Here is a 13634-nt window from a genome sequence, read left to right on the forward strand (position 1 = left end):
CCTCGCCGAATTCACCATCAATCCCACCCGCGGCTACCAGCCCAAAAAACAGAACACCCCCGGTCCGAAGACCGGGGGTGTCAACGATGTCCCGCCACATCCGTAAAGGATGTCCCGCTACATCACAACGCGGAGACGGGGGGATTTGAACCCCCGGTCCAAGTTTCCCCGGACCCTTCATTAGCAGTGAAGTCCATTCGGCCGCTCTGGCACGTCTCCAAGCTGTCGCCAGCCTGACAAGCGTACCCAGAAGGGTAGGGAGACGCAAAAACGGCTCCCCGATCTCTCGTCCGGAGGGGGCTACCGCAGCGTTCCCGTCACTGCGCGCCAGAGGAAGCTCTGGCTGCGGGCCTGGAGCGCCGCGGCCTGCCGGTTGTCTGACGCACCGGCGTGGCCGCCTTCCAGGGCTTCGTGGAACCACACGTTCGGGATGCCCATGGCCTCCATGCGCGCGGCCATCTTGCGTGCCTGCACGGGGCCGACCCGATCGTCTGACGTCGCCGTCCAGATGAACGTGTCCGGGTAGTCCACGCCGTCGCGCAGGCGGTGGTACGGCGAGAACGTCCTGATGAACTCCCACTCTTCTGGCTTGTCGGGGTCGCCGTATTCGGCGATCCACGAGTACCCGGCGGAGAGCTTCGTGTAGCGGCGCATGTCCAGCAGCGGCACCCCGCAGGAGATCGCCCCGAACAGCTCGGGATAGTGCACGAGCATGTTGCCGACGAGGAGCCCGCCGTTGGACCCGCCCGAGCAGCCGAGGTGTTCCGGCGAGGTGACATCGCGGCGGATCAGGTCACGGGCCACGGCGGCGAAATCCTCGTAGGCGCGGTGGCGGTTGGCCTTGAGCGCCGCCTGGTGCCACGCGGGCCCGTACTCGCCGCCGCCACGGATATTCGCGACGACGTACACGCCGCCCTTCTCGAGCCATGACCGACCCACGGTTCCCGAGTACGCGGGAGTGCGCGCGATCTCGAACCCGCCGTAGCCGGAGAGCTGGGTCGGCGCGGTGCCGTCGAGCTCAAGGCCGCGCGGCGAGATCTGGAAGTAGGGCACCTGGGTGCCGTCCGTCGAGGTCGCGAAGTGCTGTTCGACCTCGAATCTCGACTCATCGAAGAACGACGGCGCCCGCTTCACGTCCGTGTGGTCCCCGCCGAGGGTGCCGCGCAGTAGCGTGGTCGGGGTGAGGAACCCGGTCGCGACAAGCCAGTAGTCGTCCCCGCCCTCGGGGTCCTCGTCGTCGACCGCATAGCTCTCGACGAGGTGCAGCGGCGGGCACGCGTCGAGCACGCGAGACGACCACGCGCCGTCGTGCGTGTCGGTTTCCTTCGACCCCCGCTGGGGCGCGGTGAGCACGCGGATCTCGGAAGACACGTCGCGCAGGAGGTTGAGCATGAGGTGGCTCTTCGTCCACGACCACGACTGCAGGGACGTGTGTGCATCCGGTGCGAACAGCACGGTCAGCTCGCGGGAGCCGCCCATGAAGGCCTCGAAGTCGGCCACGAGCAGCGACCCCGCGGCGTAGGTTTCGCCGTTGCCGAGCGTCCAGTCCCGCTGGGGGCGGAACAGGATCCACTCGCGGTGCAGATCCACGTCCACATCGGTGGGAACGGGGATCTGCGCCCATTTCTCGTCCCGCCAGACGGCGTGCTGCACATCGAAGAAGCTCATGCGGTCACTCGCGATGATCCGCTCGAATCCGGGGGTGTCATCGAAGCCGGCGCTGGCCATCATGTGCTCGGCGGGGACCTCGAACATCACTTCGGCGTCGGCGAGGTCGACGCCGCGCGGCAGCTTCCGCACGATCCGCGGGTAGGACGACGTCGTCACGGCGTCCTCCCCGAGCGTCGAGGAGACCAGGAGCGTGTCCGCGTCGAGCCAGTCCACGCCTCCCTTCGCCGCCGGGAGCGAGAAGCCGCCTTCGGCCGTGGAGATGAAGGTGCGGTCCTCGACGTCGTACTCGCGCACCGCTGCCGCGTCGCCGCCGTCGGGGGAGAGGCGCACCATGCAGCGACGCCAGGAGATGCCGTCGGCCGGGCGCAGGAAGCCTGCCCCGCCCCACACCCACTCGGTGCCCTCGGCGGCGGCGAGCGCATCGACGTCGAGCACTGTCTCCCACTCAGGGGCGTCCGTCACGTAGGAGTCCCACCGGGTGCGGCGCCACAGGCCCTTGGGGTGCGTGGCGTCACGCCAGAAGTTGTAGTACCAGTCGCCGCGCTTGGAGACCATGGGGATGCGGTCCGTTGAGTCCATGACCTCGAGGATGCGGGCCTCGAGCTCCGGATAGTCGCCGGTCTCGAGGAGGTCCTCGGTGCGGGCATTCTGCTCTCGGACCCACGCGAGCTGGTCCTCGCCATGGATGTCCTCGAGCCACAGGTTCTCGTCGACGGGCTCGCCTGGAGCGTGGGCGAGGGTGGTCGTGTCTGCGGCGGGGTCTGGCGACTGGGCACTCATGGCGCTATCCTTGCATGCCCCCGACTATGCTCAACCCTATGGTTCGGGGAGGTGTGCTGCGGGTGGCTGTGGTGGGCGGCGGCCCGCGCGGTACCTCCACGGTGGAGCGACTCCTTGCGGTCCACGCCCAGCAGCAGCCGGTCGCGCACGACGCCGCGGGCGCACCTCGCGTCGCTGGCGGCCAGCGGCTCGAGGTCACCGTGTACGACCCGTACAGCCCGGGCCCGGGGAAGGTGTGGCGCACGGAGCAGCCGCGGCTCTTCCTCATGAACACGCAGTCGTTCTACCCGACGCTCATCCCCAGTGAGCCGGGCCTCGCGCCGCCGCTTGCGGGCGGAAGCTTCGACGAGTGGCGCGCCGCGCAGCGCGAGGCCATTGATGCCGGGGCCTGCACCCTGAGCTCCGACGAGCAGGCCGAGCTCAAGGGCCTCGAAGCCCGAGACTTCCCGCCGCGCCCGCTCTACGGGCGGTACCTCACGGATACCTGGGCCGCGCTCCTCGCCGCGGCCCCGACCGGCGTCACCGTGCGCCACGTCGCGGCCGAGGTGGCCCGCGTGGGCCGCACCCCGCACGGGTTCGCCGTGACGTGCGTGAACGGGCGCGCCCAGGAGGCGGACGCCGTCGTACTGGCCCTCGGGCACGTCCCGGCGGGCCTCGGTCGCGAGCAGCAGGCGCTCGCGGCGGCGGCAGGGCGGCTGGGCCTGCACTATTTCCCACCCGCTGCGCCCGCCGACGTCGACTGGGACCAGCTGCCTGCCGGCGAGACGGTCCTCGTCCGCGGGATGGGCCTGAACTTCTTCGACGTGATGGCCGCCCTGACCGAGGGCCGCGGCGGGCGCTTCGCGGAGGGTCCGGATGGGCGCCTCGAGTACACGCCGTCGGGCCGGGAGCCGCGCATCGTCGCGGCCTCCCGCCGTGGCGTGCCCTACCGTGGCAAGGCCGAGCTCGACGCCTACTACGCGCCGTCCGTGCGGCTGCGCTGGTTCACGCGGGCAGCCGCACTGGCCCCGCGCGCGGCCGGCATCCAGCCTTCGTTCGATCAGGACCTCTGGCCTCTCCTTCACCGCGACACCCTGTGGGCGTACTATTCGACGCTCGCGCGGGTCGAGCCCGGTGCCGTCGCCGATGGGTTCCTCGACGAGCTGTCCGCGGCGCTCGCCGTGGAGGGCCCCGGGTGGGAGCAACGGGCCTCGCGCGCGGCGCACGACGGCGTGGTCTCGGCACGGCGGGTCGACCTCCGAGCGCTCGGCTCCCCGCTCGCGGGCTGGCACGCGCACGACCGGGCCGACCTCGACGCCCGCGTCCTCGCGCACCTGGACGAGGACGCCGCCGGATCCGCGCGCGGCGAGGACGATCCGGTCAAGATGGCGATCGCGGCCCTGCACCGAGGCCGCGCCGTCCTTAAGGAGGCCGTCGCGGACGGCGGCATCACCGAAGCCTCGTGGGTCTCGGGGATGCGCGGATGGTTCGAGGGCCTCGTCGAGGGGCTCGCGAGCGGGCCGCCCGCACTTCGGATCCGACAGTTGGCCGCCTTGGTGCGGGCCGGCGTCGTGAGCACCGTGGGGCCGGAGCCGAGGTTCTCGGTCGATCGATCCGGGCCCGCGTTCACCGCGTCCTCGCCGTGGGTCGGCGGCCCGGACGTGCGGGCGCGTTGGCTCGTCGAGGCGCTCGCGCCAGCGAACGTCATTGCGCGGGCCGACTCGTCGCTTGTGGCGGGTCTGCTTGCGGATGGGCTCGTGCGGCCACGGTTCCTGGCTGGAGCCGACGGCGTTCCCCAGCCCGCAAGCGGGCTCGATGTCACGGTGCCGCCGTACCGTGCGCTGGACGTCAACGGACTGCCCGTCGAGGGGCTCTACGTCCTCGGCTTGCAGCTCTCAGCGGTGCAGTGGGGCACGGCGATCGCCGCAGAGGCGCACCCGTTCGCTGCTCCCGGCGAGGCGAACGACGGCGCCCCCTACCCGAGCGGGCAGCGTACCCTCCGGGACGCCGACGCGATCGCGCGGGACATCCTTGGACGTGCAGGGCTGATGCAGGACGCGGGCTGGCCAGAGGGCTGACCAGACGCGGACCGGCGGCCCCTGCGGGCTCGCGCCACACGCTGGTCGAGCCAGCCGGGCGCCGCGCTAGATGAGGCAGGCCTCGTGGGTCTCGCCCGCAGGCACGGCGGGGGAGGCCGCGACGCTGTAGTGCGTGTGGCTGTGGCGGGTCACGAGGATCCCGTGCCCGTTGGCCTGGGCAACAGGACGGACCGTCTCCTCTGCGGCGCTGAGGAGGGAGTCGCGCACGCCAGCGTGCGGGACGGAAACAGTGATGTGGTTGGTCATGGCGAACTCTCTTGTCTGGAAGAGGTCTTCCAGACGTCGCTGCGCTTCTTCCCCCTCGGAAGCGCGGTGGTTGAGTGATACGGGCAAGGCGGCGCGGTAGCGCCTGGCCTTGAGCAGTTGTTAGCACATGATTGTGAGGCCAAAGTCGGCTGGCGCGCAAGGCCCATGGTTGCGCGCCAGTAGCGAGCGGCGGGCGGCATCCACGGGGAGCCGCCCGCCGTCGTCGTGCGGAATGAGGAGCGCCGGCCTCTACGCGTCCGCGCTGCCGTGCTGGATGACCCGGAACGGCGCGCCCATTGGATCGACGAGGACGGCCATGCGCCCGTACGGCGTGTCGACCGCCGGGATGAGCACCGTCGCCCCGAGCGCTGTGGCCGTGGCGACGGTCTCGTCGGTGCTCGCCACGTCCCAGTACACCGTCCAGTGGGCGGGCGCGCCGTCAGGGAGATCCCCGGTGGCGTCGAAGATCCCAGCGCGCTGGTTCTCGCCTTCGCCGAGGGTCGCGTAGCGGAACTCCGGGGTGTCGCTCGTCGTGAAGGTCTTCCAGCCGAGGGCTTCCTGGTAGAACTTCAGGGTCGGCGCGAAGTCGCGTGTGTGGATCTCGAACCACGCGGGCGTGCCAGGCTCGGCGAGGTTCTCGAACCCCGCGTGGCCCGTGCTCTGCCACACGCCGAACGCTGCGCCTCCCGCGTCTGCGTACATGGCCATGTGGCCCTGCTCGGGGACTTCCATGGGCTCCACGAATGTCTGGCCGCCCGCGGATTGGATCTTCTCGGCCGTCTCCCGGATATCGTCCGACTTGAGGTAGACCGTCCAGGCATCCGGGATGGTGGGCTGGTCGGGAGTGGCCTGATCGTCCATCTTCGCCATGAGGCCGGCTACCTGGGCGCCGTCCTTGAACGCGGTGACGTATCCGCCGTAGGTCTCCTGGTCCGCGGTCTCGTAGGTCCAGCCGAAGAGGGCGGTGTAGAAGTCCTTGGCCTTCTCGACGTCGCTGGTCATGAGGTCGGTCCAGCAGGGGGCGCCGGCGATGAGCTCGGGCTTGGGCATTGCTGCTCCTTGAGTTGGGCTTCATGGTGGTGCTTCCAACGCTCAAGACGCTATGCGGAGGCTACGACACTTTTCAAGGATGCAGCCTTGATGGCGAATTCCCGGGCCCTGAAGACAGAGCACCCCCGGCCCTCAACGGGTCCGGGGGTGCCGCGTCGCCGCAGATGCATCGCGCGGAAGGTAAGGGATTTGAACCCTTGGTACGGGGTAACCGCACACTGGTTTTCAAGACCAGCTCCATAGGCCGCTCGGACAACCTTCCTTGTGCTAGTAGTGTTCCATAGGCCAGTGACCTCATGAAATCCAGCTAGGACAGACGCCCCGCAGGGGAGAGGAGCACCGACATGAAGGCCGTCTTCATTACCGAGCCCGGAGGGCCGGAAGTTCTTCAGGTCCGTGACGTCGAGGCGCCCGTTCCAGGGCCCGGCGAGGTGCTCATCGATGTTGTCGCGGCGGGCATCAACCGCGCCGACGTGCAGCAGCGGCGCGGCTTCTACCCCCCTCCGCCCGGAGCGTCTGAGATTCCGGGCCTCGAGGTGTCGGGGCGCATCGCAGGCTTTGGGCCTGACGTGGCGCGGCCGTTCGCGGTCGGTGACAAGGTGGTGGCGCTTCTGGCCGGCGGCGGTTATGCCGAGCAGGTCGTCGTCCCCGCGGAGCAGGTGGTGCGCATCCCGGACGGCGTGGACCTCGTGACCGCCGCGGCGTTACCCGAGACCGCGGCGACCGTGTACTCGAACCTGTTCATGACGGCCCAGCTCCAGCCCGGCGAGATGCTGCTCCTCCACGGGGCCACGGGTGGGATCGGCACTATGGCGGTCCAGATGGCCAAGGCCTTCGGTGCGCGCGTCGCGGCGACAGCGGGCACGGACGAGAAGGTCTCCACGGCCCGGGCGTTCCTCGGCGTCGACGTTGCGATCAACTACAAGGAGCAGGACTTCGTCCAAGCGGTCCGCGACGCAACCGGCGGCCGGGGCGCGGACGTCATTCTCGATGTGGTGGGCGCGAAGTACCTCGAGCGCAACATCGAGGCCCTCGCCACGTACGGCCGGCTTGTGGTGATCGGGCTCCAGGGCGGCGCGAAGGCCGAGCTCAACCTCGGTCTCCTCATGAACAAGCGGGCTGCTGTCATCGCGACGTCACTGCGTCCCCGCCCGATCGAGGAGAAGGGCGCCATCATGTCCGCGGTCAAGGAGCACGTGTGGCCGCTCGTGGCGGACGGCCGAATCAGGCCGCTCGTCGACAAGGCCTTCCCCCTTGCCGAGGTCGGTGCGGCCCACGCGTACTTCGACTCGGGCGAGCACGTGGGCAAGATCCTCCTGACCATCTAGGGCCCGCCGTTCGCGTTCGACGCCGCGTGGTCGCCTCGCTGATGTCACGCTGCACACGCTCGCGACAGTCCAAGACCACTCGATTGGGGATGTTGCGGCATTCCCAGTCCCGTCGTAGCCGACAAGTGCGCCCGAAGCGCGCTTGTCCGCTACAGCGGCACTCCCAGACTCGGCTCAGCCGGCTGACTTCCGCGGACCTGCCCCCGCGGTGGCCCCGGCGGATCCGTGCAGGCGCTAACTCGCGGTGGCCCCGACGGACCCGCGTCGGCGGTGACCCTCGGGGACCTGCTCGCGCGGTGGCCCCGGCGGACCCGCGTCGGCGGTGGCCCTCGGGGGCTGCGCGCGCGGTGGCCCCGGGCGGACCGGCCGACCCGCTCCTGCAGTGGCCCCGGCGGACCTGCTCCCGCGGTGACCCCGGGCGGGCTCGTGAGAGTATGGCCCCATGACTGCACCCGGGAGCGATCACAAGGCTGCGACGCCGGAGAACACCGCCGAGGACAGCGCGGACAAGGCCGCGGAGAACAGCGCCGAGGAACCCGTCGAGGGGATGCCCCTCAATGGCGGCGCGAACCGCGGCCCGACACCGGCAGGCGGCCCCGCGCCGTCGTCCGCCGAGCGCTCGCGGCGCGCGAACCTGCAGGAACTCGTCGACCAGCCGGCCAAGGTGATGCGCATCGGCACGATGATCCGCCAGCTCCTCGAGGAGGTGAAGGGCGCGCCGCTCGACGAGGCCGCGCGCACCCGGCTCGCCGAGATCCACGAGCGCTCCATCGCGGAGCTCGAGGACGGACTCGCCCCGGAGCTCGTGGACGAGCTCCACCGCATCTCGCTGCCGTTCTCCGACGACGTGGTGCCCTCCGAATCGGAACTCCGTGTGGCCCAGGCGCAGCTTGTCGGCTGGCTCGAGGGCCTGTTCCACGGCATCCAGACTGCCATCGCCGCGCAGCAGGCGGCGCACCAGCTTGCGGCCGCGCAGGTCCAGCTGCGCCAGCTTCCGCCGGGCACCATGATCGCCCCCGGCGTGGTCATCGGCCCGAACGGGGAACCGCAGCGCGCGGCCGAGCAGGGCCAGGGCCCTGTGCCGGAGGGCGAGCGGCGCGATCCCGACCATGGCCCGGGACAGTACCTCTGATCGCCACCACCTCGATGGGATTCCTCAAGACCGCGCTCGCGAACCGGCGCGATGACGCCGAACTCGGCAAGGGCGTGTGGCGCCGCGCGCACGACCGCTTCCGCCGGGGCCTCGACCGGTACCACCAGGTCCTCGAGGGGATTGACGACGACGTGCTCTACAGCGAGATGCTCGTGATCGGCGATGGCCTCGCGGAACTCCTCCCACGCGTCCGGGCAGTGTGCGTCGAGGCGCAGCGCCGCGCGCCGAGCGATGCCCTGGACATTCCCGGCCGCTACGCCGGCGTCCATCGAGCCCTGTCCCGCGGGGGCAACGCGCTCGCCACGACAGCCGAGGCCGCCGCAATGCTGCGCCTCGCCGTTGGGCCGGTGCCCATGGGTGCCCTGTCCGTCCAACGCCGTGCCGCCACGGTCCTCGAGCACGTGCGCGAGGCCGAGGAGTTCCTCCGCGCCTGAGGCGGGCGCAGCCGCCTATTCCCGAGTTCGCGCTGCGCGAAGAACTGCATCAAATGCTCCGAAAGCCCTTCCCACGCTCCGCCGTGGTGGAAGGATGGTGGGCATGACTCCCGCACAGACCCTGACATCCCCCGCGCTCACCTTCCTTGATGGCCGCACCATCCCGCAGCTCGGCTACGGCGTGTGGCAGGTCGAGGACGATGTCGCCGAGAAGGTTGTGGGCGAGGCGTTCCGCGTGGGCTACCGCCACATCGACACCGCCGCGATCTACGGCAACGAGTCCGGCGTCGGCCGAGCCATCGCCGCCTCGGGCCTCGCCCGCGAGGACCTCTTCATCACCACCAAGCTCTGGAACGCCGACCAGGGCAGCGGCAACGTCCTCCCCGCGTTCGAGACGTCCCTCGACAAGCTCGGCATCGACTACGTAGACCTGTACCTCATCCACTGGCTCCAGCCGAAGCGCGGCCTCTACGTCGAGACCTGGAAGGAGCTCATCAAGCTCCAGGAGTCCGGCCGCGCCCGTTCCATCGGCGTCTCGAACTTCACCGTCGAGGCGCTTGAGGAGATCGAGCGCGAGACCGGCGTCGTCCCCGTGATCAACCAGGTCGAGACCCACCCGTACTTCCCGCAGGCGGAGCTGCGCGCCTACGAGAAGTCCAAGGGCATCCTGCACGAGTCCTGGTCCCCGCTGGGCCAGGGCAAGGACCTTCTCGCGGACCCCGTTCTCGCGGACATCGCCGAGAACCACGGCGTGAGCATTCCCAACGTGGTGCTCGGCTGGCACCTCGCCGTGGGCAACGTCGTGATCCCGAAATCCGTCACGCCGGAGCGCATGGCCCAGAACTGGACCGCGCTCGCCCTGACGCTCAGCCCCGAGGAGATTGCCGCGATCGACGGACTCGACAAGGGACCGGCCGGCCGCATCGGTGCCAATCCCGCGGTGAGCGACTTCGCCTGACGCACCCCTGCCATTACGTGGGCAGGTCGACACGGTAGACCTGCCCACGCAGCGGGCTCCAGAGGTGCTCGCCGACCGCGCACCTTGGACTCGTCAGCTGACCGCGCGCTCGACGCTGTTCGCGGACGCGCACGCACGACGGCACCGCAGGCCGCCACCCCGAGCACCATCCAGACGACGTAGTCGCCGGCCCTGCCCGAGTGGGTGCGCCTGAGGGCGCGGAGGGCCGGAACCGCGACGGCGAGGACCCGGCGAGCGCCGGCGGGGACCCGATGCCGGTACACGGCCACGGCTGCGAGGCCGAGTGCGAGGGTCGCGGTGACGAACCCCCACACGATCGAGGGGGCGTCCCAGCCCCCGGCGGTCCCCGCCGGACCAACGGGAAGGACCGCCCCGCCGAGCACGGCACCCACGTATCCCGAGCGGTCCATGAACTGGACCGCCGCGGGCTCCGCGTTGGCACTCAAACCCGGGGCAGCCCCCAGCACCAGGCCGGCGCCGAGCAGCGCTGCCACGGGTGCGGACATCGAGAGCGGAACGCGACCGCGGCCGATACTGACCTCGATCTTCTCCTCGTCCCCGCTCATGCCCGCTTCCTCGAGCCCGGCGGGCGGCGGCCCAAGGCCGAGGAAGATTCGCGCACCGACTCGCAGGACGGCGCCTGCGGTCACCGCCGAGACGGCAATCATGAGCACCATGGCCCAGACTGTGCCCGCGTCCGTGAGTGCATGCTCGGTCAGGCCCTTGCCGAGGCCCACGCCGAACGGCGGCGTCCCGGCGAGTGCGAGGGCCGCCACGAGGTACGCCGCTCCGAGCCAAGGTGCGTCACGCCCCCGGCCTTGGAGCGTGAACTCGTCGACGCTTCCGTAGCGATCGAGAATGATCCCGCTGAGCAGGAACAGCGCCCCCTTGACCATCGCGTGGCCTAGCGCGTAGACCGCGAGGCCTGCGAGCGCGGAGCCGGAGGCCGAGCCCAGCGCGATCATGAACACGCCCATGTGCGCGATCGTCGAATACGCGAGCAGCCGCTTGATGTGGCGTTGAAGGAAGCACATCACGGTCCCCACGGCCGCGGTCAGCACGCCGAGGGCGCCGAACAGGACCTGCGCAGCGGAGGCGACGCCAGTGTCGCTGAACACCGCCCAGTAGAGGCGGGCAGTCCCATACAGTCCCAGCTCGACCATGACTCCCGAGAAGAGGACGCAGACGGGGGAGGGAGCGACCGCGTGGGCGTCGTCGAGCCAGAAGTGGAATGGAGACACGGCCCCCTTGACCAGGAATCCGGTGCACACGAGCACGAACGCGACGGCGACGAGCGGGGAGCGGTCGCCGGAGAGCTCGACAGACAGCGCGGCGAGGTTGAGGCTGCCCGTGTGGGCGTACATGAGTGCCACGCCCGTGAGGGAGATGTAGGCCGCGAGGGAGTTGACGATGCCGAAGTTGATCGCGCCGTGCAGGGCTGTCGGGTCCTCGCTCTTGAGGCCCGTGAGCGCGTAGGCCGCGACGCCCATGAGCTCGAAGAACACGAACATCGTGAACACGTCGCCCGCGAAGACGAAGCCCGTCATGCCCGCGAGGAACAGGATCATGAGCCCGTGGAAATGCGTGCTATCCGACGCGAAGTAGCGCCACGAGAACGTCAGGGCGGCGAGCATGAGCACGGCGGCGAGCAGCGCGATTCCCACGCTCAGGCCGTCGCCGACGAGGGCAATGCCGGCGGTGCGGCCGCCGCTCGGCTCCCAGCCCGCCATCCAGTAGACGAGCCGGTCCTTCAGGGCGGACGGGAGCATGACGATCTCGCCGCCCCCGGCCGCAAGCGCCGCACCCATCGCGGCGAGGTCGGCGAAGCGGCGCGGCAGGAACCGGCCGACCGACATGAGCAGCGCCGCCACGAGGACGAGCCCCACCACCAGCACGGCAAGGAGGGAGGCCGTCGGCGCATTGCTTGGCATACTCTCAGCCCTCCAGGGGGCCGAGATGATCGGGGTCGACGACCCTGCGCCGCTTCGCCATCTGGACGACCAGCGCGAGGAGCATTGACGTGACCGCCGCGGACACGACGATGTCGGTCAGGGCGAGGGCCTGGACGACGGGATCGACCACGGGGGTGTCCCTGCCGGTCTGCGCACCGAAGATCGGGGCGACGGCGCCGGACTGGTAGCCGACGGCGATGAGCAGGATGTACGTTGCTGACTGCGCCACGGAAAGGCAGACCACGGCGTGCACGAGGTTTCTGCTTGTCGCCAGGCCCGCGATGCCGAGCAGCATCACGGCACCGGCCACGAAGTACGCGTAGTAGGTCATGCGGCGTCCTCGGCCTCGTTGTCCTGCGGGGGGTTCGGCGCGGCGCGGATGGCGAGCGTCTGGTCGAGGAAGCTCGCGAGGAGCACGACGACGCTGCTCGCGACCGCGATCCCCACCGCCAGGTTGAACAGCGGCACCGTCCCTGCGGAGACGAGGTCGCCGAGGGTTCCGGCGGGCACGACGTTGGCGAAGAGGCGCCCACGCAGCGCGGCGGCGGCGAGCCCGATCGCGCCGAAGAGCACGACGCCGGCCGCCTCCCCGTGCTCGAACCAGTCGACCGGACGTAGCTGGCGGAGGAGCCGGTAGCGGCCGCCCACATAGAGCAGGTGAATGCCCGTGGCGAGGATGATGCCGCCCTGGAATCCGCCACCCGGAGTGATCGCCCCGTGCGTCACGACGTCCACGCCGAGCACGAGGGTGAGCGGAAACAGGAGGTACACCAGGAGGCTCGTCGACTCGAGGATGATTCCGCCGCTGCTCACCGTGCGGCGTCGCTCCCGGTGCACTGGCCGCAGCAGTGCCGCGACCCCTACAACGGCGCAGAACAGGATGGTCTCCTCGCCGAAGGTGTCGAAGCCGCGCTGGTCGAAGTTGATGCTCGCGACCGCGTTCGCTGTGGCATGGTCGAAGGTGCCCGCCACGGCAAGGTCCCGGTACGGGTGCACGCTCGCGCCGAACGCGGGCAGGCCGAGGATCCCGAGGGCCAGCATGGCCCCGAACGCAGTGAGCCCGACTCCGAGCAGGACCAGCCGGACGCGGGGGCTCAATGCTCGCGCTCCGCATCCCGCGACTCGGCGTTGGCACGGATGCTCTCGACCTTCCTGATCGCGAGCACCACGATGAGGGGCACGACGGCGGATCCGACCGCCACTTGGCTGAGCGCGACGTCGGGAGCCTGGAGCACAAGGAACAGGACGGTGAGCAGGACGCCGTAGGCGGAGAGGGCGACCGCCTGCCGCGCTGGCCTGCGGACGAACACGACGATGGCCGCCCCCGCGAGGACAAGGGTCAGGCTCACGGCGATCAGCACGTCGGTGAGGATTCCCTCGCTCATTCCGGCGACCCTCCGACGTCGACCCCGGACTCGGCGGCGACGGCGCGTCCCACGGCCGCCGTGAGCGCAGGCCCGCTGGCCGCGACGACGAGGGCGATCGCCACGACGGTCGCGCTGCCCAGCGAGACACCGAAGGCAAGCACTGCGGCGAGCGAGAAGAGGGGAACCGCGAGCGTTGTCACGGGGGCGAGGAAGTGCAGTCGTGCCAGTGTGGACCGCGCGAAGAGGGCTCCGAACGACGCGTAAGCCACGATCAGCACCGCCGCGCCCGCGCTCACGGATTCGAGGACCATCGTCATGGAGTGGCCTCCGGGTCCGGACTTTCGGGGCGGAGGAGCCGAGTGTAGACGAGGGTGCCCGTCGTGGCGAGCACCGCGAGGACGAGCGCAACGATGAGGTACGAGGATTGGCCCGCGATGGCGGAGAGGCCTACGAGCACCATGGCTCCGCTGGCGTTCAGGAGCGCTAGGCCCACGAGCCGCTGGACTGCGGTCCCGCGGCACGTCAGGACGAGGCCGGGGACCACCCCCACGATGAGGAGTGCGGCGCTGACCGAGGTCCAGAGCACCTCCACGCGC

Annotated in this window: 13 protein-coding genes, 2 tRNA genes and 1 pseudogene; 5 read left to right on the forward strand and 11 right to left on the reverse strand. The window is 70.2% G+C overall.

Going from position 1 to position 13634, the window contains the following annotated elements; translation table 11 throughout:
- Positions 1-130: 130 nt before the first annotated feature.
- Positions 131-219, reverse strand: a tRNA-Ser gene (locus tag RBS60_RS18845).
- An 81-nt stretch (positions 220-300) separates the two neighbouring features.
- Positions 301-2451: a prolyl oligopeptidase family serine peptidase gene (locus tag RBS60_RS18850; protein ID WP_307959083.1), complete on the reverse strand. Its 2151-nt coding sequence runs from the start codon at positions 2449-2451 to the stop codon at positions 301-303.
- A 38-nt stretch (positions 2452-2489) separates the two neighbouring features.
- Between RBS60_RS18850 and RBS60_RS18855 the strand changes: the two genes are divergently transcribed.
- Positions 2490-4508 (forward strand): FAD/NAD(P)-binding protein, encoded by a 2019-nt coding sequence (locus RBS60_RS18855; RefSeq protein WP_307959084.1) that lies wholly within the window; start codon positions 2490-2492, stop codon positions 4506-4508.
- A 66-nt stretch (positions 4509-4574) separates the two neighbouring features.
- Here RBS60_RS18855 and RBS60_RS18860 read toward each other — a convergent pair whose 3' ends face one another.
- From RBS60_RS18860 to RBS60_RS18870, 3 genes are all read right to left on the reverse strand, one after another.
- Positions 4575-4775 (reverse strand): hypothetical protein, encoded by a 201-nt coding sequence (locus RBS60_RS18860; RefSeq protein ID WP_307959085.1) that lies wholly within the window; start codon positions 4773-4775, stop codon positions 4575-4577.
- Between the two features lie 249 nt (positions 4776-5024).
- The gene (locus RBS60_RS18865; protein WP_307959086.1) at positions 5025-5825 is read right to left on the reverse strand and encodes a VOC family protein; all 801 of its coding nucleotides are present in this window, start codon (positions 5823-5825) and stop codon (positions 5025-5027) included.
- A 174-nt stretch (positions 5826-5999) separates the two neighbouring features.
- A tRNA-Ser gene (locus RBS60_RS18870) sits at positions 6000-6087 on the reverse strand.
- Between the two features lie 82 nt (positions 6088-6169).
- Here RBS60_RS18870 and RBS60_RS18875 point away from each other — a divergent pair.
- From RBS60_RS18875 to RBS60_RS18890, 4 genes are all read left to right on the forward strand, one after another.
- A complete protein-coding gene (locus RBS60_RS18875) occupies positions 6170-7153 on the forward strand; it encodes an NAD(P)H-quinone oxidoreductase (RefSeq protein WP_307959087.1) in 984 nt (327 codons plus the stop codon).
- A 547-nt stretch (positions 7154-7700) separates the two neighbouring features.
- Positions 7701-8285, forward strand: a complete 585-nt coding sequence (locus RBS60_RS18880; RefSeq protein ID WP_307959145.1) for a bacterial proteasome activator family protein — start codon at positions 7701-7703, stop codon at positions 8283-8285.
- Between the two features lie 14 nt (positions 8286-8299).
- On the forward strand, positions 8300-8740 hold the full coding sequence (locus RBS60_RS18885; RefSeq protein ID WP_307959088.1) for a hypothetical protein: 441 nt from the start codon (positions 8300-8302) through the stop codon (positions 8738-8740).
- Positions 8741-8843: 103 nt separating this feature from the next.
- Complete coding sequence (locus tag RBS60_RS18890) at positions 8844-9698, forward strand: aldo/keto reductase (RefSeq protein WP_307959089.1); 855 nt, start codon at positions 8844-8846, stop codon at positions 9696-9698.
- Positions 9699-10390: 692 nt separating this feature from the next.
- Here RBS60_RS18890 and RBS60_RS18895 read toward each other — a convergent pair.
- From RBS60_RS18895 to RBS60_RS18920, 6 genes and pseudogenes are all read right to left on the reverse strand, one after another.
- Positions 10391-11650: pseudogene (locus tag RBS60_RS18895) on the reverse strand (complex I subunit 5 family protein); the annotation flags it as partial.
- A 4-nt stretch (positions 11651-11654) separates the two neighbouring features.
- Complete coding sequence (locus RBS60_RS18900; protein WP_307959090.1) at positions 11655-12002, reverse strand: cation:proton antiporter subunit C; 348 nt, start codon at positions 12000-12002, stop codon at positions 11655-11657.
- Positions 11999-12769, reverse strand: a complete 771-nt coding sequence (locus RBS60_RS18905; protein ID WP_307959091.1) for an MnhB domain-containing protein — start codon at positions 12767-12769, stop codon at positions 11999-12001. Before RBS60_RS18905 ends, RBS60_RS18900 begins: the two co-directional genes overlap by 4 nt.
- A complete protein-coding gene (locus tag RBS60_RS18910) occupies positions 12766-13056 on the reverse strand; it encodes a DUF4040 domain-containing protein (protein WP_307959092.1) in 291 nt (96 codons plus the stop codon). The genes RBS60_RS18905 and RBS60_RS18910 overlap by 4 nt, the downstream gene beginning before the upstream one ends.
- Positions 13053-13355 (reverse strand): monovalent cation/H(+) antiporter subunit G, encoded by a 303-nt coding sequence (locus RBS60_RS18915; protein ID WP_307959093.1) that lies wholly within the window; start codon positions 13353-13355, stop codon positions 13053-13055. The genes RBS60_RS18910 and RBS60_RS18915 overlap by 4 nt, the downstream gene beginning before the upstream one ends.
- Complete coding sequence (locus RBS60_RS18920; RefSeq protein WP_307959094.1) at positions 13352-13630, reverse strand: MrpF/PhaF family protein; 279 nt, start codon at positions 13628-13630, stop codon at positions 13352-13354. Before RBS60_RS18920 ends, RBS60_RS18915 begins: the two co-directional genes overlap by 4 nt.
- Positions 13631-13634 lie beyond the last annotated feature (4 nt).

Source organism: Sinomonas sp. ASV486, from assembly GCF_030908215.1.
Lineage (GTDB): Bacteria > Actinomycetota > Actinomycetes > Actinomycetales > Micrococcaceae > Sinomonas > Sinomonas puerhi.